At 40.1% G+C, this 18767-nt stretch carries 18 protein-coding genes and 2 pseudogenes; 12 read left to right on the forward strand and 8 right to left on the reverse strand.

The features are described 5' to 3' along the window. The first annotated feature begins 244 nt into the window (after window positions 1-244). From H6G08_RS24405 to H6G08_RS24415, 3 genes are all read left to right on the forward strand, one after another. Window positions 245-1930, forward strand: coding sequence for an efflux RND transporter periplasmic adaptor subunit (locus H6G08_RS24405; RefSeq protein ID WP_190547652.1), 1686 nt, complete (start codon window positions 245-247; stop codon window positions 1928-1930). Window positions 1931-2025: 95 nt separating this feature from the next. After that, window positions 2026-5097 carry an efflux RND transporter permease subunit gene (locus tag H6G08_RS24410; RefSeq protein ID WP_190547654.1) on the forward strand — a complete coding sequence of 1024 codons (3072 nt, stop codon included), beginning with the start codon at window positions 2026-2028 and terminating at the stop codon, window positions 5095-5097. Between the two features lie 24 nt (window positions 5098-5121). Continuing rightward, a complete protein-coding gene (locus tag H6G08_RS24415) occupies window positions 5122-5607 on the forward strand; it encodes a hypothetical protein (RefSeq protein ID WP_190547656.1) in 486 nt (161 codons plus the stop codon). A 329-nt stretch (window positions 5608-5936) separates the two neighbouring features. Here H6G08_RS24415 and H6G08_RS24420 read toward each other — a convergent pair whose 3' ends face one another. After that, complete coding sequence (locus H6G08_RS24420; protein ID WP_190547658.1) at window positions 5937-6161, reverse strand: hypothetical protein; 225 nt, start codon at window positions 6159-6161, stop codon at window positions 5937-5939. Window positions 6162-6604: 443 nt separating this feature from the next. Between H6G08_RS24420 and rppA the strand changes: the two genes are divergently transcribed. After that, the gene (gene rppA / locus H6G08_RS24425) at window positions 6605-7297 is read left to right on the forward strand and encodes a two-component system response regulator RppA (RefSeq protein WP_190547660.1); all 693 of its coding nucleotides are present in this window, start codon (window positions 6605-6607) and stop codon (window positions 7295-7297) included. A gap of 8 nt (window positions 7298-7305) precedes the next feature. On the opposite strand, the gene H6G08_RS24430 is transcribed toward rppA, so the two are convergent. The 3 genes from H6G08_RS24430 to H6G08_RS24440 form a co-directional block, all read right to left on the reverse strand. Then, the gene (locus tag H6G08_RS24430) at window positions 7306-7623 is read right to left on the reverse strand and encodes a hypothetical protein (protein ID WP_190547662.1); all 318 of its coding nucleotides are present in this window, start codon (window positions 7621-7623) and stop codon (window positions 7306-7308) included. 43 nt (window positions 7624-7666) lie between these two features. Then, entirely contained in the window at window positions 7667-7927 is a 261-nt protein-coding gene (locus tag H6G08_RS24435; protein ID WP_190547664.1) for a hypothetical protein, read from the reverse strand. Between the two features lie 171 nt (window positions 7928-8098). Continuing rightward, window positions 8099-8494, reverse strand: coding sequence for a response regulator (locus H6G08_RS24440; protein WP_190547666.1), 396 nt, complete (start codon window positions 8492-8494; stop codon window positions 8099-8101). Between the two features lie 680 nt (window positions 8495-9174). On the opposite strand from H6G08_RS24440, the gene rppB reads away from it, so the two are divergent. Further along, complete coding sequence (gene rppB, locus H6G08_RS24445; RefSeq protein WP_190547668.1) at window positions 9175-10590, forward strand: two-component system sensor histidine kinase RppB; 1416 nt, start codon at window positions 9175-9177, stop codon at window positions 10588-10590. 124 nt (window positions 10591-10714) lie between these two features. Here the strand turns inward: rppB and H6G08_RS24450 are convergent, their stop codons facing one another. The 3 genes from H6G08_RS24450 to H6G08_RS24460 all read right to left on the reverse strand — a co-directional run bounded on the left by H6G08_RS24450 (window position 10715) and on the right by H6G08_RS24460 (window position 13723). After that, window positions 10715-11671: a protochlorophyllide reductase gene (locus tag H6G08_RS24450; protein ID WP_190547669.1), complete on the reverse strand. Its 957-nt coding sequence runs from the start codon at window positions 11669-11671 to the stop codon at window positions 10715-10717. Window positions 11672-11948: 277 nt separating this feature from the next. After that, the gene (locus H6G08_RS24455; RefSeq protein WP_190547671.1) at window positions 11949-12380 is read right to left on the reverse strand and encodes an EamA family transporter; all 432 of its coding nucleotides are present in this window, start codon (window positions 12378-12380) and stop codon (window positions 11949-11951) included. A gap of 392 nt (window positions 12381-12772) precedes the next feature. After that, window positions 12773-13723 carry a class I SAM-dependent methyltransferase gene (locus H6G08_RS24460; protein ID WP_190547673.1) on the reverse strand — a complete coding sequence of 317 codons (951 nt, stop codon included), beginning with the start codon at window positions 13721-13723 and terminating at the stop codon, window positions 12773-12775. 174 nt (window positions 13724-13897) lie between these two features. Here H6G08_RS24460 and H6G08_RS24465 point away from each other — a divergent pair, with 174 nt between their 5' ends. Beyond that, a complete protein-coding gene (locus H6G08_RS24465; RefSeq protein ID WP_190547675.1) occupies window positions 13898-14038 on the forward strand; it encodes a hypothetical protein in 141 nt (46 codons plus the stop codon). Here the strand turns inward: H6G08_RS24465 and H6G08_RS24470 are convergent. Then, window positions 14021-14674 (reverse strand): DUF3386 domain-containing protein, encoded by a 654-nt coding sequence (locus H6G08_RS24470; protein WP_190547677.1) that lies wholly within the window; start codon window positions 14672-14674, stop codon window positions 14021-14023. The two genes, H6G08_RS24465 and H6G08_RS24470, sit on opposite strands and share 18 nt — an antisense overlap. A gap of 104 nt (window positions 14675-14778) precedes the next feature. Here H6G08_RS24470 and H6G08_RS24475 point away from each other — a divergent pair, with 104 nt between their 5' ends. From H6G08_RS24475 to H6G08_RS37690, 6 genes and pseudogenes are all read left to right on the forward strand, one after another. Then, a complete protein-coding gene (locus H6G08_RS24475) occupies window positions 14779-15456 on the forward strand; it encodes a helix-turn-helix transcriptional regulator (RefSeq protein ID WP_190547679.1) in 678 nt (225 codons plus the stop codon). 168 nt (window positions 15457-15624) lie between these two features. Beyond that, the gene (locus H6G08_RS24480) at window positions 15625-16266 is read left to right on the forward strand and encodes a hypothetical protein (protein WP_190547755.1); all 642 of its coding nucleotides are present in this window, start codon (window positions 15625-15627) and stop codon (window positions 16264-16266) included. Further along, window positions 16263-16439, forward strand: a complete 177-nt coding sequence (locus tag H6G08_RS24485) for a hypothetical protein (RefSeq protein ID WP_190547681.1) — start codon at window positions 16263-16265, stop codon at window positions 16437-16439. Before H6G08_RS24480 ends, H6G08_RS24485 begins: the two co-directional genes overlap by 4 nt. Window positions 16440-16498: 59 nt before the next feature. Continuing rightward, window positions 16499-17506: an aspartate carbamoyltransferase catalytic subunit gene (locus H6G08_RS24490; RefSeq protein ID WP_190547683.1), complete on the forward strand. Its 1008-nt coding sequence runs from the start codon at window positions 16499-16501 to the stop codon at window positions 17504-17506. A 101-nt stretch (window positions 17507-17607) separates the two neighbouring features. Further along, a pseudogene (locus tag H6G08_RS38295) lies at window positions 17608-17862 on the forward strand (ArsR/SmtB family transcription factor); the annotation flags it as partial. Between the two features lie 126 nt (window positions 17863-17988). Further along, window positions 17989-18465, forward strand: a pseudogene (locus H6G08_RS37690) (Clp protease N-terminal domain-containing protein); the annotation flags it as partial. Window positions 18466-18767 lie beyond the last annotated feature (302 nt).

Genomic DNA, 18767 nt, shown 5'->3' on the forward strand with positions numbered 1-18767 from the left:
CCAATAAACCGAGCATAAATTTATATAAGTCCTGAAACTGCTGTAAAAAGGGCTATATTTCCCCAATAGGGATTATTCTACCTTGAATAAAGTGAGTAAAAAATATTACTTAACATAAAGACAGGGAAGTTACGGTGCTGATTTTAGACCTTTTATTCTCAATACTTAGAGTCTATCATTGATTGATTTCATCTTAATTTCATATTTAGATGAAACACTGGAAAATATAGCTTTGTTGATAGCGATGTCTAAACCTCTGCGTTCCCAACCACCTCAAGCAATTCGCTCTGTTTCTAGTACAATTATTAGCCTGCTGATATTTGCAAATCCCATAGTAGTTTTAGCTCACGGCGGGCATGGTAATGAATTTCAAGGAGGAAGTCAAGCAAATTCCTCTACCACAGCGATTAAAGTTGATGCGCAAACAGCGCAACGCTTGGGTATTAAAGTTGAGCCAGTGAAAAGCCAGGCGTTAGCTGTAGGAATTAAAACTACGGGACAAATTGAGACTTTACCCAGCCAAAAGGTAGAAGTAAATACACCAATTGCTCAAGCGAAAGTAGTGGAGTTGTTGGTAGAACCGGGTGCTACAGTCAAAAAAGGTCAAGCAGTAGCGGTATTGTCTAGCCCGGATTTAGTGGAACTGCGGGTTAATTCCCAAGAAAAATTAGCAGAAGGTCAGGCGGATTTACAACAAGCTTTAGCTGATTTAAAATTAGCTCAACAAAATCGCGATCGCTATCAACAAATAGCCAATGCAGAAATCGCTCAAGCACAAACGCAAGTAGCATTCGCCCAAGAAAAATACAATAAAGATAAACAGTTAGCTGCTGCTGGCGCTTTACCTCAACGCACAGCTTTAGAATCGCAAACCCAGCTAGCCCAAGCTAAAGCCGAACTCACTAAAGCTAATAGTCGCCGGGAAGTAATTGAGGCAGAAAATCAGCTAAAACGCGCTGCTTCCGCCGTTGAAGTCGCAAAATCGCGAATTCAACTAAGCAATACCACTTATCAAACTCGCCTCTCCCAATTAGGAACCCGCGCCAATGCTCAAGGATTGGTGACGGTGGTATCCCCGATTACTGGTAAGGTAGCGGATAGAGAAGTTACCCTTGGGCAATCCTTTGAGGATACGGGCGGTAAATTGATGACGATTGTCAATGACAGCAAGGTTTTTGCCACCGCAAATATCTATGAAAAGGATTTAAATCAAGTTAAGACTGGTCAAAGGGTAATTGTTAAAGTTGCTGCTGTGCCTAACCGTAGTTTTACAGGCAGAATTACCCGCATTGGCTCGGTGGTGGAAGGAGAAACGCGAGTTGTTCCCGTACAAGCTGAATTGGAGAACTTCGGCGGATTGCTCAAACCGGGAATGTTTGCAGAACTGGAAGTGTTAACAGCGCAAACAGCATCGCCTAGTTTAGTTATTCCCAGTGCGGCGGTAGTGGAAGCCAATGGTAAAAAGCAGGTTTATATCCAAAATGGTAACGCCTATCAATCTGTGGAAGTGACTTTAGGGCAAACCTCTGGCGATATGGTGGAGGTAAAAACTGGGTTATTTGCTGGGGATTTAATTGTTACCCAACGCGCTCCGCAACTTTACGCACAATCTTTGCGGGGGAGTAGTGCAGCAGATGAGCATGGACATGGCACTTCGACTGCTCTCAGTGCCCAAACAGAAGAGAAAAATTCTAATTCCTCAATTCCTTTATGGATGGGTGTAGGGGGAGGTGTTGCACTTTTTAGTGTAGCTTTTATGGGTGGTGTTTCTTGGGCTAGTCGTCGCCGCAAACATCAATATCAATTAACTGTAGAACAAGCAGATTTACCGCCAGAATGGGTTGATAACCATTACGTAGCGAAGCAGGATTCAGGTGGTTTGAATAACGAACCGCAAAGGCGCGAAGTACACAAAGAAGAAGTTTTTTGAAAGAGAGAAGTAAAAAAGATAACAAAATCTCGCCAATGTTCAATGGGCAGGATTTTTAATCCAAAATCTAAAATCTAAAATCTAAAATTCTCAAGATGCTTAGTGCGATTATTAAATGGGCGATCGCTCGCCGTTGGCTAGTGGTTTTGAGTACAATTATCCTGATGATTTGGATATTTCGCACGATTATCCAAATGCCTTTGGATGTTTTTCCTAGTTTTGCGCCACCACAAGTAGAAATTCAAACGGAAGCGCCAGGACTCGCGCCGGAAGAGTTGGAATCTTTGGTGACTTTACCAATTGAAAGTGCAATTAATGGTACTCCTGGGGTGACAGCAGTACGTTCATCTTCCGCAGCAGGGATTTCTGTGGTTAAGGTGATTTTTGATTGGGGGAGTGATATTTATCAAGCGCGTCAGTTGGTAACGGAAAGGTTACAACAAGCACAAGGTAAGTTACCTGCTGGGGTGGAAACGCCACAAATTTCTCCTACTAGTTCCCCAATTGGTACTGTATTGCAATATGCTTTTACTTCTGATACTACACCTTTAATGGAAGTACGGCGAATTGTCGATTGGCAAGTGACAAATCGGCTTTTGGCTGTGCCGGGAGTTAGTCAAGTTGTTGCTTATGGTGGTGATATTAGGCAATATCAAGTATTAGTCGATCCAGAAAAATTAAAAGCTTTTAATGTTACTTTAGCTGATGTAGAGGAAGCAACGGCGGCTGCAAATATTAATGCTCCTGGTGGTTATTTGATTACCCCAGATAGAGAAAAATTAATTCGAGGGATTGGTAGAATTGAATCTCTTGAGGAATTACAACAATCTGCAATTACTGCTCGCAATGGTACGCCAGTTAAAATATCTGATGTGGCTGATGTAAAAATTGGCGCAGCAATTAAAAGAGGTGATGGCAGTTTTAACGGGAAACAGGCTGTTATCGTCACAATCAACAAACAGCCGCAAGCAGATACACCAACAGTTACCAGCGCTATTGAACAGGCAATTACGGAAATTAAAGCTGCTTTACCAAAAGATATTCAAGTAACAGCGACATTTCGCCAAGAAAATTATATTGATGCTTCGATTGAAAATGTCCGCGCAGCTTTAATTGAAGGTAGTATTATTGTTGCTATTATCCTCATTCCTTTTTTAATGAATTGGCGGAACCTCGCCATTTGTTTAACTGCTTTACCCTTATCTTTATTAATCGGTATATTTCTCCTCAATTGGTTGGGGCAAGGTTTAAATACCATGACTTTGGGAGGGTTAGCCGTTGCGATTGGTTCGGCGGTTGATGATGCAATTGTTGATGCGGAAAATGTTTACCGCAACTTACGAGAAAATAAATATTCTCCCCATCCGCGCCCTGTTTTAGATGTGGTATTTGATGGTTGTCAAGAAGTAAGAGATTCGGTATTTGGCGCAACTATCATTACTATCGTTGTCTTTGCTCCTGTATTTGCTTTAACTGGGGTAGAAGGTAGCATTTTTATCCCAATGGGGTTAGGCTATATGGCGGCTGTGATTGCGTCGAGTCTCACAGCTTTGACGATAACTCCAGCTTTATGTGCAATTTTATTACCTCACGGTCACTTACCAGAAAATGAACCTTGGGTAGCGAGATTTTTTAAGCGGTTGTATTATCCTCTGTTGGGGTTTTCGCTGCGATATTCGGGAATTATTTTAGCCTTAGCCCTTGCAAGTACAGTCACCGCGATCGCGATCGCTCCTAGTTTTGGTAGAGTCTTTTTACCAGAGTTTCAAGAACAAACTTTGGTAAATACCCTGACACTCTACCCTGGTGTTTCCTTGGAGACTACCAACGCTGCGGGGGAAGCAATTCAGCAAGCACTCAAAGGCGATTCGCGATTTCCTTATGTACAGTTGCGTTCCGGGCGCGCACCAGGTGATAGCGATGCAGGGGGGGTAAATCTAGCACATTTAGATATTGAATTGAGCCGGGAAGCTTTAGAAAACAGGGAAGGGGTGATTAAAAAGCTGCGGGAAGAATTGGCGAAATTACCAGGAGTTGCGCCCAATATTGGCGGTTTTATCTCCCATAGAATGGATGAGGTATTATCTGGGGTAAGAAGTGCGATCGCAGTCAAGATTTTCGGCTCTGATTTAGCACAACTCCGCACCATTGGGAGTCAAGTAAATGAGGTAATGAAAACTGTCAATGGGATTGTTGATTTACAACTAGAACCGCAAGTACCCATCGAACAAATACAAATTAAATTTAATCGTACAGATGCTTCTCGCTATGGTTTAACAGTGGGTAAAATTTCCCAAATTATGGAAACTGCTTTGAATGGTAAAGTAGTTTCGCAAATCTTAGATAAACAACAAACATTTGATTTAGTAGTTTGGTTAAAGCCCGAATCTAGGCAAAATTTAGATACAATTGGTAATTTATTAATTGATACTCCTGCTGGGCAAAAGATACCATTAGCCCAAGTCGCCACCATTGAAAATGGTACAGGGCCAAATACCATTAATCGGGAAAATGTTTCTCGGTTAATTGTCGTTTCTGCGAATACTAGCGGTAGAGATTTACGCTCTGTTGTCAATGAAATTCAAGCAAAAGTCAATCAACAAGTACATCCCCCCTCTGGTTACTATATCCAGTATGCAGGGCAATTTGAAGCCCAAGAAAGAGCGACACAAAATATTTTAATTTTTAGTGCGATCGCCTTTATTGCCATTACAGTTATCATGTATATTTCTGTCAAATCTATTCCTTCAACCGCCACAATTATGATTAACTTACCCTTGGCATTAGTAGGAGGAGTATTTTCTGTAGCTTTATCTGGCGGGATTATTTCTATTGCCTCTTTAGTTGGCTTTGTTACCCTGTTTGGCGTGGCGACTCGTAATGGTTTATTACTAGTAGATAATTACAATACCAAGTTTGCCGAAGGAATGCCTTTGAAAGAACTTTTAATCAAAGGTTCAATGGAAAGATTAAACGCCATTTTAATGACAGCCTTTACCTCTGCTTTAGGTTTAGCACCTTTAATAATTGATAGCGGACCTGGTAAGGAAATATTACAACCACTTTCTATAGTTGTCTTGGGTGGTTTATTTACATCTACAGCATTGACATTGGTAGTAATACCTGCTTTATATGCTAAATTTGGCAAAATTTTGCTGCAAAAATGATAAATTTTATTGAGGATTAAATCTATGAACTCGCTCAAATCCAGCTTGCTAATTATTAGCAGTATCGGCTTATTATTTTTAGGTGCTTGTAGTAACAATCAGCAAGCAGCAAATACAGAAAATAATCCAGCTAATTCTACTACTAATACTCAAACCTCAGCTGCACCCGTAGCAAAAAAAGAAGCACAACATGGTAAAACTAATGGCGGACAAGTTGTAGAAACAGGTGCTTACCATTTAGAGTTTGTTTCTGTGAAAGAAGCAAGTGGAACGCATCTAGATTTATATCTCCAAACAGGAGATAATCATGAAGCCATCCCAGATGCTAAAGTAACAGCACAAGTGCAATTACCTGATGGTAAACAGCAAACAGTTCCTTTAAACTATGATGCTAAAGATAAGCATTATGCAGGTTTATTAAAAGAACAATTAACAGGTCAATATCAGGTAAAAATTAATGCTGATATTAACGGTAAAAAAGTAGATGGACGCTTTAATTTTAATCGGTAAATTTTAGCTAATTAGGGTTTGATACCATTGATGATGCTAATATCAATTCTATGTGACCCTGGATATTAACGCCTTCTATAGGATTCATATTTGATTTTTGAAATATACGTAGGGTGTGTTATGCCGGAGGCTAACGCACCGTCCGAAGGCTTTGGTGCGTTACACTTCGTGATAACGCACCCTACATATACTTAGATTTTTTCAGAAATCAAATCGGATTCCTATAGAAGCCTGGGGCTTGTTTTTGAATGATTTAGTGTCTCAATATTTCTCACAATTTTAAAATTTCACTGATTATAACTACAAAAAATGGTTGCCTTTCTCGTCCTTCAAGTAACTTTCATCAACCTTGAAGCAATTTCAGGGTTCCCGGAATCAACTTCAGGGTTCCTTGAATCAACTTCAGGGTTGACGTTTCCGTGTTTCGCGTAGTCTGAATTAACTTCAGGGTTCCTTGAATCAACTTCAGGGTTGACGTTTCCGTGTTTCGCGTAGTCTGAATTAACTTCAGGGTTCCTTGAATCAACTTCAGGGTTGACGTTTTCGTGTTTCACGTAGTCTGAATTAACTTCTGGCTTTGGATTTCTGTGTTTATACTAATTCACTTCCTCTGCTCCCTCCGCTAGCCGATATGTATCCTTTATAAGGTGTAATGGTATTACCCTAGTGCGTGTTTTTAAACCCCACACGCGGCTGTTTTCCCGTTGTAGCCAGTGGTGTGGATAATGGGAGATCTAGATATATACAATTTCATATTTAATTAGTATTAAAAATGTTATACCAATTTTTTATGAGGCTGCATAGAATTCGATCCCCCCTAGCCCCCCTTAAAAAAGGGGGGAATTAGAATCAAAGTCCCCCTTTTTAAGAGGCAGCCCTGCGCCCTTGGTGGTTCCCCCCGTTGTAGCAAGTGGCGTAGATAATGGGGGATCTAGATATATACAACTTCATATTTAATTGGTATTAAAAATATTAGTCAACAATCAATAATCAGCATATGCGAATACTACTAGTAGAAGATGAAGAAGATTTAGGTGGTGCTATTAAGCGAACTCTTACCCAACATAAATATTTAGTAGATTGGGTAGTTGATGGTGATGATGCTTGGGCATATTTAGAAAATAGTTGGACGCAATATACCCTAGCTATTTTTGATTGGATGATACCGGGAATATCAGGCTTAGAATTATGCAAACGCCTACGCCAGCATAAAAATCCTTTACCTGTGTTAATGCTTACCGCCAAAGACAGCATGGAAGATAAAGTTGCTGGCTTAGATGCTGGTGCAGATGATTATTTAGTCAAGCCTTTTGGTATGGCAGAATTATTAGCAAGATTGCGAGCATTACAAAGGCGATCGCCCCAATTTCAGCCACAGGAATTAACTGTTGGTAAACTAACTCTCGACTATGGTAACAATTTTGTTGTGAGTCATGATGCTGAGGGAAATAAACAGGAAATTTCCCTGACAAATAAAGAATTTCAGCTACTAGAATATTTTATGAAACATCCAAATCAAATTGTCACTACAGAACAAATTCGCAATCAACTTTGGGAAGTCAGCGCCGAGCCAGTTAGTAATGTAGTAGCAGCGCAAATGCGATTACTGCGGCGTAAATTAGCTCATAGTGGTTGTGACAATATAATTGAAACTTTGCATGGTACTGGATATCGTCTGAATGTGGTTTAACAACTGTTTCATCCTCCTGAATGTTGGTACTTATTTGAGAGAACTGCTCTAAGATTAGCGAACAGACAGATGCTTGCTAGACCCAATAAAATGTATGTTGGAGCCATAACTACTCCCATCATGAACCAAGCACATACGTGCAGTATCATTAATAGAGCAAAGAAACTGGCAATAAAAGCAGTTTGCCATACCTGAATCGTCGGACGCTTCAAAAGCACCAAAATTATTGTTGATGAAGTAGCAAACAGATTCGCTGGAATTAAAAAGGCACAAATGCCAATACAGTAAGTGCTAGAGAATTCAGTTAAAATGTTAAATTCGAGCATGATTTTTCTGACTCAGTTACTAGATTTTTAGATGATTTTTGTTTTAAAACTCTAGCACTGGTGCAGAGTTAGGGTAGTTAGTTCGAGAATTAGATATTTCGCCAAGTGGCATTTCTTGATAACAATGGCTACAACGCCAATAAATACCTGTATGTCCCATATGACGGAGTAAAGCGTATGAACAGCAAGGGCAAATATGATGACTCCACATAGAATTCCAGGTATATGTAATTGTATTTCCTTTACTCGTATCAGTTAGAGTATGAGTTAGTAATTCATCCGTTTTATTTGATAAAACTTGCATTTTTTTCTCCTTTATTATGGTAATTCAAGCTTTATTTATAAAAACAATGATGCTAAAATTCCGAATTTAGCAGCGTTCATTATTTTTATATGTTGGCTTAAATTGTTGGGCGATAAGTTAGGTATTTTATAGAAAGCGACTGTTCTTTAAGAAAAGTGGAAAGTTGATTGATCAAACAACATAAGCTATATAGTCTAGTAAATCATCTAGGTTAATAGGTTTTGTTGCATAAATCTGAAAACCTGCTTTTAGAGCTACATCACACCCTTTGGGGAGAATAAAAGATGTCAAAGCAATAGCTGGAATTGGTTTAAGATTTTGACCTTTTTCAAAACTTCTGAGTTTACGCATTAGAGAATAGCCATCTTCTCTAGGAAAAGCGATTTCAGAAATTAAACAATCTACTTGACCATTTGCTAATATGGATAAAGCCTCTGATACAGAAGTTGCTACTTCTACGGATATAGAAAACTCTTGAAAAATTATTTTAATTAAATCAACAAAGTCAGAGTTGGTGTCAACTAACAGTAATTTTAAACCATTTAGCGACAGATGTTGAGTAGCCAAAACAGGAGAATTGTTAATAGTAAAAGTCCTGTGACTAAGAAATTAACCGCCTACCTTTATAAGACTATTTTTTGTGCTATCGGTAACTCGGTGCGTCAAGGTAGCTTTAAAAGAGCCATCAAAAATTACAAGGGGCAGAACTTGTTGCTGACATAAACTGACGGAACAATTTACATTATTAAGTTGTGTGAAAAGAGTTCTATTTCTTCAGGCATATAAGCTGACCGTGCAGCAAAAAATGTTTCTCACTAGTTCTAATATAACATTTTCTAGAGAATTATGTTGGTGAAAATGTCTAGACTGTTTAATACTAGACTGTTGAACATAAATATTTATTCCTATAAACTGTGCTGTGAACTATTTTTGGCTGGTAGCTCAAGTTAACAAATTAATTTTTATCTATAGATAGCTTGAGCTTGACTCATCATATAAAAATCTATTACACATTCGGGGCAATATTAAGTATTATAAAAATAGTCTAGGCAATATAAAAAGAGATATATTTTCATGTGATTGATAGTTATTTGACAAAATATTGAATAAAAAAGTAGTTTATAGCAACTGTATAATACTCAATTATCAAGATTATTTTGAGGCAGATAACCTAAATAATGAACTGGGCGAATTTGGCTGTTTTCTGTTACACAGGCAAACTGTATGGCGACTAAAAATATCTGCTTATGAATCAAAATACACTATTTCAAAAAACCCGCTTACGTTTAGCGCTGTGGTATGCCCTGGTTATGGCTTTCATTTTAAGTGTTTGTGGGTTTGGTATTTATCAAGCAATCTCTCATGCTCACTGGATGACATTAGATAGAGAACTGGAATCTGTAGCGGGAACTTTACACGATACTATCGAATTAAAACTACATCAACCTGCGCAATTAGAACCAGTAATAAACAGAATTTTACCGAATATTTGTGTAGTTGGTGAAAGTTGCATTCAAGAAAAATCTAACTCTAAACGTCATATTTTAAGCGCCATTAATCAAAGCGATTACTATGTCAGATTCTTTGATAAATCAGGACGATTAATTGCTATAGCGGGAAATCATCCAGTAGGATTAACCACAGCCTTTAATAAGGAACTTTGGCAAACTCTTAAAGATAAAAAAGGCAACTTATATCATCAAATTTCTTTTGTTTTACATACCCAAGATAATCGTGATTGGGGTTACATTCAAGTAGGGCGCAGTTTGGCAGATTTTAATAGTTATCTGACGGCGGTAAAACTCACTTTAATTTTGGGATTACCAATTGTCATGCTTTCGGTGGGTATTGCTAGTTGGTGGTTAGCAGGATTAGCAATGCAACCGATTTATCGCTCATACAGACAAATTCAACAATTTACAGCCGATGCAGCCCATGAATTACGCACACCTTTAGCCGCAACTCAAGCCACAGTAGAATCAGCATTGATGTTGTCTCACCTGGATGAAGCAGAAGCGCGGGAAATTCTCCGCACTACCCAACGTCAAAATCAACGACTGACAACTTTGGTAACAGATTTACTGCTATTAACCCGCTTAGATCGTCAATCAGTACCAATGCAACGGGAAATTTGCGGTTTGGATGATATTATCAACGATTTAATCGAAGAGTTTGCAGCTTTGGCGATCGCATCTCAAATTAAACTCACCGCTTCTATCTCAGTTTCCCATCCCCTAAATGTCATTGGCAATCAAGATCAGCTTTATCGCCTATTTTCTAACTTAATTGTCAATGCCATTCACTACACCCCAGCCGGGGGAAAGGTAACGCTTTATGTAGATTGCAATGATTATTATGCTGTAATTCAGGTGCAAGATACAGGTATTGGCATTCCCCAACCAGAGTTGACGCGCATATTCGATCGCTTCTACCGCATAAATAGCGATCGCTCTCGCACTACTGGCGGTTCTGGGTTAGGATTAGCGATCGCCCAAGCAATTGTACAAGCACATCACGGTAGCTTAGATGTAAAAAGTGAATTAGGTAAAGGTAGTACTTTTACTGTTAATTTACCCTTTAATGTTGGCTCAATTGATAGCGTTCGCTCAATTTACCCCTTAAAAAGTTTGTATCGCTGGTTACGCCATATTAATAAAAATTAAACTTGCCAAAACTTGTACTTTGCTCTCTTGATTCTTGGCGGATAAGTTTTCTGTGAGCATTATTAGTGGGAGTTTAAATCCCCCCACTAACAAATTTAAATTTTGAATTTTGAATTTTGAATTTTTAAGCTAATCCGACTAATTTGGCACTTAAATCCCACAATTTTTCCGCTTTTTCATCATCGCGGGCTTGGGGAGATACTTTTTGCACAAAGGATTGGCGGTCTTTCTTTTGGCGATTTCCCCAGCTCCAGTAAGCACCAGATTGCTTATACTCAGGATCGGCAATAACTGATGCAACTCTTTCCCCAGACAATTCCTGAGATACGTAGCCGCCGGTAATGTACTTTTGGAAAATGGGGAAGATTTTTTGGAATAGGGGATAATGGTTGCGGAATAAAGGCGTTTCAGCTACACAACCGGGATACAGAGAACTGAAAACAATCCCAGTTGAATCGTGATAACGGCGGTGTAGTTCCCGCATGGTTAACACATTGCAGACTTTGCTATCTTTGTAAGCTTTGACAGGTTCAAATTTCTTCCCGTCAATCATCGTGATTGGTTCTTTAAATCCGTTGGCGAAACCTTCGAGATCTCCTAAATCTGGGCGTGGGGGAATTTTACCGCCGAGTTCATCGGGGTTATGGGTAACAGTTCCTAAAATGACAAGACGGCGATCGCCATGAGGTGATTTTTTCAAATCCTCAAGCAGGAGGTTACACAGCAGGAAATGTCCGAGATGATTAGTAGTCATCGTCAACTCGTAACCTTCTGGACTGCGCAACGGTTCTTTAATTAAAGGCATATAAATTGCCGCATTGCACAGCAAAGCATCTAGACTTTTACCGCTAGCGCGAAAGTTATTCACAAACTGCCGCACGCTATCCAAGGAGCCTAAATCGATATGCAGAACAGTATAGCTATCCTTGGGTATGCCTACAGATTGGGCTGCTGCTTCCGCTTTCTCTAAATTACGACAGGCCATCACTACGTGCCATCCCTTGTTAGCCATCGCCTTCGCAGTGTATAAACCCACCCCTGAAGATGCACCTGTAATGATAACTGTTGACTTCCCAAACATTGTGTTTAACCTCCACATAATCTCTAGACTTTATCTAGAATCTCATGCATCATGACTTCTATTAACAAATGCTATCTCTAATGAAACAGATTGTTATGTTTACAGCCACAAGCTAGACTCTTTACATAGAGCGACTCTTATGCGTTATATAGATATTCTTTTAAGCTGTTGACTGTTAACTGTTGACTGTTAACTTGTTGGTGTTAAGCACGTCTACATTTCGCTTCACGACCTTCGCAATGATTTGTGTAATTAATATGTTTAACTACTTAACAGCTTAACGAATCAAAATAAGTGTACCAGTTAAAATCAAGCCAGTTCCTAATATCACTTGCAGCGTTAGCTGCTCCTTGAGAAAAAATACCGAAAATATCAGCACCAAAACCAAGCTCAATTTGTCTAAAGGTGCGACTAAAGAAGCTTTGCCAAATTGTAAAGCCCGAAAGTAAAACAACCAAGAAAAACCAGTTGACAACCCTGAAAAAACAAGAAACAGTAGAGTTTTTGGGCTAATTGTCAGTAATGTATTGAGTTGTCCTTTAGCGAGAACCCAACCCCAAACCATGATGAGAATGACTACTGTACGGATTGCAGTTGCTAAATTGGGATTAATTGCTTCAACTCCAATCTTGGCAAAGATAGTTGTCAACGCTGCAAAAAATGCCGATAACAGGGCATAAAATATACTATTTACTTCGTTATCTAGCATTTTTATCCTTAATAAATAAATCTTTATTGAGAAATAATATCACTAATTTCACTAGATACTATTTAAAAATAATCTAGATTGCTTGACTAGATGTTGCTCGTGAGATGCTTTTGCTTTTTTGAGCTTTATGACAGGATTATTGGCTAAAAAAGACGAAAAAACCCCTGGTAGGCAGGGGGGGTATCAACTCTAGGAGGTCGTATTATGTCTACCTATCATTCCTTAGATAGAAGATTATGCAATTTTGCAAAAAAATTTGGGGCATTGGGCATTGGGCATGGGGCATTGGGCATTGGGCATGGGGCATTGGGCATGGGGCATTGGGCATTGGGCAGAGACGCGATGAATCGCGTCTGTACAATTGTCTTCCTTGTCCCCTTCCCCTACTCTCCTCACTCAGGCTTTCTCGCCACAATAGTCCGATGGCGAGGATCGCTAGCTACTGTAACTGGTGGCGCGAAACCTACAGCTTGCAATGTAGCTTCAATATCAAAGGTGTAGTAATCATCGCTCCAGGGTTCGGTGCTTTTCATTAATGTAAATAGCACTGGTGGCAGGTTTTGGATTACCTGGGATTTGGGATTATTATCTACAATTGCGATCGCACCACCAGGGCGTAGTAATCTTAAAGCTTCGGCGAAAATTGCTTGACTCGCATACCCCGGCAATTCATGGGTGACAAACTGAAGCGTTACCAAATCAAAAGAATTATCAGGTAATTTTGTATTCTCAGCTTGTGCGTGAATCCACTGAGCTATCTCACCTTTAACATCAAGATTACGAGCAACAGTGAGCATATATGGTGATAAATCAAGCCCTACTGTACGCACGGCATGACTCTGCTTTTGCTGATAATAACGGTGTAAAGCTAAAGTAGAAACCCCTACCGAGCAACCAATATCTAAAATATCTCGGACTTCCTGAGGTGCATAAGTAGCGAGAACTTCATGAAAACTACCTCTGAGGCGTGCATGAGCGACTTCCCAAGTTAAGTTTTCTTTCGGCCACACCCGTAACGCCATTGAATAGGTAGCTGACTCAGTTTCAAAAGCCGCATCCCAGCACAGATTACCTTCACTGTAGGCGTGGAAGGGTACTTTATAATAATCAGGATAAACAACATCGGGGTTAGTCATCTTGGTAATTTGCGCTGTAATTCCCGATGATTTCAGCGTTTGATAGTTTTTCCGCCAGGGAACGCCGTTTTTCTCAGCAGTGTTGATGAGTACTTTCCTGGCTTGCTGCTTCATCAATTGATAGATGGGTTTAGTCTGTATCAGGAGATTGACAAACTTGGAAAGCGTATCTTCTCCAGCCCAGTCCGGTTTTAGCTTGGTGTTCATCGGCTTGCAAAAATCAAGGCAAGATAACTAATGTAGATAGGTCGAAACCAAGATAATTATCAGGTCTATCTGTTGCCGATTCTCATTAAATTAAAATGAGCAACCTCAATCCTCAATGCGATCGCCTGAATTTAAATCGTTTCATTCCTATATATTGATATAGTACAGGAATTAATGCCCCAACTCCTGACAATTGTACAGACAAGGGTTATCGCGTCTCTCTCTGTCTCTGACAAAAAAGCGATCGCACCAGAAGAAATGCGATCGCTCATCATGACATTAAGGAGTGAAACTAAATCAAGCAGTCGGTTCTAATAACTGGATATTAGAGAAGATAAATTCCTGAGTTGTAACTTTTCCTTCAATCTCAGTCTTAATTTCCCGGCGATTGAGAATGAAATACTTACCAACTTTTTCATATTCATCGGTAAACTCACTTCTACCACCCTTTTGTTCACCTGTTGCCGGGTCATGGTATACAGAATCGTAGGTGTGAGACAAATAACCTTCGCCAGTTTGGTGACTGCTGAAGGTATCAATGGTCACAAAAGTACCGTGAACCAGACGATGAACGTGGCTAACTTCATTATTGCGGACTTTATATTTATCGCCCTCAGCCTTACCACCAACTAAAATTTCTACAGAACCATCAGCTGCGGTAGCACCATAGCTAAAAGTATTAGCACTGTGGGTATCTTCAAAAGAACGGCGGACGCGGTGAATTGCGATTTCCCAAGCTTGATATTGAATCGCTTGCTTGGCTTGGTCGTCCGATGCATCTGAGACTTCCGCCTTGAGATTAGCGCTAACGACTACCTTCGCTGTAGCCACTTGACCGTCATTTTTCAAGGTAACATCAGCTGTATAGCCAGGAAAATCCTTGTCCCAAGTGTAACGATTTTCATAAGCAGCCCGGAAAAGTTCCTGAGCAGAAATTTGTGTAACTGTCATGTGTTTACCTATAGCCAGTAGTGATATTAGCGTTTTTGCTTTCCTTGGTATTAGCATAGAAGTAATTGTGAAGCTCCGCATAGTCCCCAACTGGGTACACTTTAATGACTAATTCTCTTCATGCTGCATTTGCTGCGATCGCTAACGTCGGCGATGAGCAAGAGCTAAAACTCGCGCTCACGGACAAAATTAGCGAACATTTTGGCGTGCAACATTGGGGTATCTCTTTCATAGATGACCAGTCAAAGACTGAGATTGATGTTTCCGATATTCCCGCCGTCTGCTTACAAGGTAATCCCATCGGACGTTACGTAGTTGAGCGTCATGCACCCGCGCACGAGCAATTGATACTATCAGAACAAGATTGGAAGCATATTTGTCCGCGCCACGATCACGAACATGTAATGACAGGCCCCATCGTCTGTGACGGTCGTTTGGTAGGAACCCTCAACTTAGCTCGCGCTCAAGGTAGTCCACCCTTTGACGGTAATGATTTAGCCGATTTAAGTGCTTTATGCATTCACATTTCTGCAAAAATTGCCACCTTGCGGGCGAAACCTCAAATTATCAAACCCTCCTTACCTAACCCCCTCACACCAAGGGAGTTAGAAATTGCTGAATTAGTCGCTCAAGGCTTAACCAATGGGGAAATCGCCGCTCGGCTGTGGATTAGCCAAAATTCTGTCAAGCAAGCCCTCAAACGCATGTTTCGTAAACTTGGGGTATCAGCACGCACAGAAATGGTCACAAAGCTACATTCAACAATAACTCGTAATTTATGAAAATCTATCGTTATGGTTTAAATTTAAATCCATATCCATTAGGACTTACGCACATTCTACGAACTCTTGGCGTACTTGGCGTCTTGGCGGTTCCATAAATTAAGGATTTGGAAAATTTTTGCGTAAGTCCATATCCATAACGGAATAAAAAATTTGGCTGATGCTTTTATGAACCGCCCGCGCATTCTGCAACCAGGTACAAGTTACACATTTAGCAAATATTTTGAACTGCCCTATGCACCAGCCGATATTCTTGCAGAATTTAATTGTACTTATCAACGTCAACGGCTGGATTTACCAAAGTATCCAGATAAACTTAATTGTTTAGATTTTTTAAGCGGCTATTTGTCAAGAAATTTAGCCTACGTTAACCCCATAAGTGAAATGGCAAGAAGAGAGGTATTAATTGCCCCCACTTTATTAGAAATTTGTGCAGAAACCCAAACTCAATTAAATATTGAATATCCAATTAATGTTAACGAACAGTTAAAAGGTAGCTTTGATTACTACATTAACAGTGATGCGGGAATATTAGTAATTGAAGCCAAGCAATCTGATTTAGGTCGAGGATTTACTCAATTAGCAGTAGAATTAATTGCCCTTGATCAATGGACGCAATCTCAGACACCTCTACTTTATGGCGCTGTCACCACAGGAGAAGATTGGCGATTTGGTATATTTCATCGTCAAGAAAAACGCATTGTCCAAGATTTGAAACTTTATCGCGTCCCTGAAGAATTGGAAGAATTACTGCGGATTTTGGTAGGAATTATTGTTGCACCTACATCCTTAACTATGGAGAATACTTGAGTTATCGAAAAAATGCGATCGCATCAGACATTGCCAAATTACAAAAAACATTCCCTTCTTCTGTCAACAGTCAACAGTCAACAGTCAACAGTCAACAGTCAACAGTCAACAAATTAATTGTTTTTTTACAGTTCCCTAAAAGACAGGTGGTATCATTGCCTCTGCATATGTAAATTAAAAGCTGTAGAGAACTACTTAATCATCATCTCTACGTAAAAACCGAACAATATTTATGCCTACTACCACCTGGAATCGTCATCACATTCTTTCCCTTAACGACTTTACTACCGTTGAATACGATGCTGTATTGCAAACAGCCGCGAGTTTCCAAGAAGTGCTATCGCGACGCACGAAGAAAGTACCAACTTTACAGGGACAGGTGGTGGCGAATTTGTTCTTTGAACCTTCTACCCGCACTCGCAGTAGTTTTGAAATCGCCGCTAAACGTCTCAGCGCAGATACCCTCAATTTTGCCGCCGCTACCTCTTCCATGACAAAGGGAGAGACAATTTTAGATACGGCGAAGACCTATTTGGCGATGGGAACTGATATTATGGTGATCCGCCATCGAGAAGCTGGAGTACCAAATGCGATCGCACAAGAAATGGATCGTTTAGGTGTAAAAGTTAGCGTACTCAATGCTGGTGATGGTCAACATGAGCATCCATCCCAAGCACTGCTAGACTTATTCACCATCTGTACTTTAATCGATCCAGCCAATCCCCGCATAGAATTGTTAAAAGGTAAAAAAATTGCCATTGTTGGCGATATTCTTCATTCTCGTGTAGCGCGATCGAATATTTGGAGTTTAACAGCAAGCGGTGCGGAAGTTCATTTAGCCGCACCCCCAACCCTTTTACCCAAAATCTTTGCCGAGTATTTCTCAGAAGAAACAACCTCTCCCCAGCGTCAGCTATTTTTACATTGGGAACTAGAACCTGCTTTACGCGACGCTGATTTTGTCATGACTTTGCGTCTGCAAAAAGAACGCATGACTGCCCATTTATTACCCAGTTTGCGAGAATATCATCAATTATTTGGCATTACCCGCGATAAATTACAACTTTGCCAACCTAATGTTAAAGTATTGCACCCAGGGCCAGTCAATCGCGGTGTGGAAATTAGCTCCGATTTAATGGACGATCCAGAATTTAGCTTAATTCAAGCACAAGTTACCAGTGGTGTAGCCGTGCGCATGGCTTTGTTATATCTCATTGGTAGCGGTAAAGTCTCAGCCTAATCATAAAACACACCCGTAGGGGCGGGGAGACCCCGCCCTTCTCCGGATTTAGGCTATTGAGCATGAGTTGACAAAACTATTATTTCGATTATTCTAGAAATATGGCAATAAATAATGAAGACACAGCTCGCTATGCAGATATCTTTGCTGCATTAGGATCAGAGCCACGTTTAGAAATTATGCGGTTGCTATTTGCGAGTTATCCAAATGGAATGACAGTAGGCGAGATTCAGGAAAAGCTGAAGATTCCCAACTCCACCCTATCGCACCATTTGGAGAAGCTGAGAATTGAAGGATTAGTTAATAGCCGCAAAGACAAGCAATTTTTGTGGTATTCCGCCAATGCAGAGACAATGGAAGACTTGCTGTCTTTTTTGTCTACAGGAAGAACAAAACGCGATCGCAATCTTGATGCAATCAACAATATATCCCAGCAGGAGGGGTTTATGTTGGAAAGATTTTTTGAATCGATTTTTGAAAAAATCTTAGGATTTACATCTAATAGATTCCACCTCAGAGGTTTTGAAAGATTCACCCAAAAAGCCTTGATAGCTATATCCATAGCGCAAAGTGAATCTCGTCGCTTAGGACATCGATACGTTGGTACGGAGCAAATTTTGCTAGGACTCGTTGGTGAAGGTAGCGGTTTTGCAGCACAGTTTCTTAACTCTGTAGGTGTTAACTTAGAAAATGCTCAAATTGAGGTAGAAAAAATCATCGGTAGAGGTCGGGGATTGACACCCCTGGATATTCCATTTACATCCAAAGCTCAGAAAGTATTACAACTAACGGTAGAAGAATCGCGCCAATTAGGTGTCAATTATATTGGCACAGAACATATTTTATTAGGTCTGCTCAAGGAAGGAGAAGTAGATAGAGAACCGGGAATAGCAATTAAAGTCTTACAAAATCTTGGAGTAGACCTTGCTTTATTAGAACAACGGCTGCGCAGGTCTTTAACGTAGAATTTTGTTAGTTATTTCCAGGGATATAGCAATCCTATCTGAGTTGTGAAAATATTTTTTTGATGAACCGCATTAGACGCGGAGCGGCTTCCCGTAGGGTAGACGCCAAGTACGCCAAGGTTCAGAGAAAAAACTGAGAGTTAGCAAATTTCATAAATGATTTAGCATTGCTATATACTCTCAGCATTAGCCTTAAGCTAACTGTATCTTTTGTTTTACACCCGAAAAATTATATTCATCTCTATCTCCCATCTTAAACCTCAACATCCAGCAAACAGAGATTTTTCGGGTGTCTT

It is taken from the genome of Calothrix anomala FACHB-343, assembly GCF_014696435.1.
Lineage (GTDB): Bacteria > Cyanobacteriota > Cyanobacteriia > Cyanobacteriales > Nostocaceae > Aulosira > Aulosira anomala_A.

What these genes read in the sequence shown, in the direction of transcription:
- H6G08_RS24435 (WP_190547664.1), bottom strand. Translation starts at nt 7,927, where the DNA reads ATGCAAGTTTTATCAAATAAAACGGATGAATTACTAACTCATACTCTA.
- H6G08_RS24470 (WP_190547677.1), bottom strand. Translation starts at nt 14,674, where the DNA reads ATGACAGTTACACAAATTTCTGCTCAGGAACTTTTCCGGGCTGCTTAT.
- rppA (WP_190547660.1), top strand. Translation starts at nt 6,605, where the DNA reads ATGCGAATACTACTAGTAGAAGATGAAGAAGATTTAGGTGGTGCTATT.
- H6G08_RS24465 (WP_190547675.1), top strand. Translation starts at nt 13,898, where the DNA reads ATGCCCCAACTCCTGACAATTGTACAGACAAGGGTTATCGCGTCTCTC.
- H6G08_RS24480 (WP_190547755.1), top strand. Translation starts at nt 15,625, where the DNA reads ATGAACCGCCCGCGCATTCTGCAACCAGGTACAAGTTACACATTTAGC.
- H6G08_RS24460 (WP_190547673.1), bottom strand. Translation starts at nt 13,723, where the DNA reads ATGAACACCAAGCTAAAACCGGACTGGGCTGGAGAAGATACGCTTTCC.
- H6G08_RS24490 (WP_190547683.1), top strand. Translation starts at nt 16,499, where the DNA reads ATGCCTACTACCACCTGGAATCGTCATCACATTCTTTCCCTTAACGAC.
- H6G08_RS24455 (WP_190547671.1), bottom strand. Translation starts at nt 12,380, where the DNA reads ATGCTAGATAACGAAGTAAATAGTATATTTTATGCCCTGTTATCGGCA.
- rppB (WP_190547668.1), top strand. Translation starts at nt 9,175, where the DNA reads ATGAATCAAAATACACTATTTCAAAAAACCCGCTTACGTTTAGCGCTG.
- H6G08_RS24430 (WP_190547662.1), bottom strand. Translation starts at nt 7,623, where the DNA reads ATGCTCGAATTTAACATTTTAACTGAATTCTCTAGCACTTACTGTATT.
- H6G08_RS24410 (WP_190547654.1), top strand. Translation starts at nt 2,026, where the DNA reads ATGCTTAGTGCGATTATTAAATGGGCGATCGCTCGCCGTTGGCTAGTG.
- H6G08_RS24415 (WP_190547656.1), top strand. Translation starts at nt 5,122, where the DNA reads ATGAACTCGCTCAAATCCAGCTTGCTAATTATTAGCAGTATCGGCTTA.
- H6G08_RS24405 (WP_190547652.1), top strand. Translation starts at nt 245, where the DNA reads ATGTCTAAACCTCTGCGTTCCCAACCACCTCAAGCAATTCGCTCTGTT.
- H6G08_RS24475 (WP_190547679.1), top strand. Translation starts at nt 14,779, where the DNA reads ATGACTAATTCTCTTCATGCTGCATTTGCTGCGATCGCTAACGTCGGC.
- H6G08_RS24450 (WP_190547669.1), bottom strand. Translation starts at nt 11,671, where the DNA reads ATGTTTGGGAAGTCAACAGTTATCATTACAGGTGCATCTTCAGGGGTG.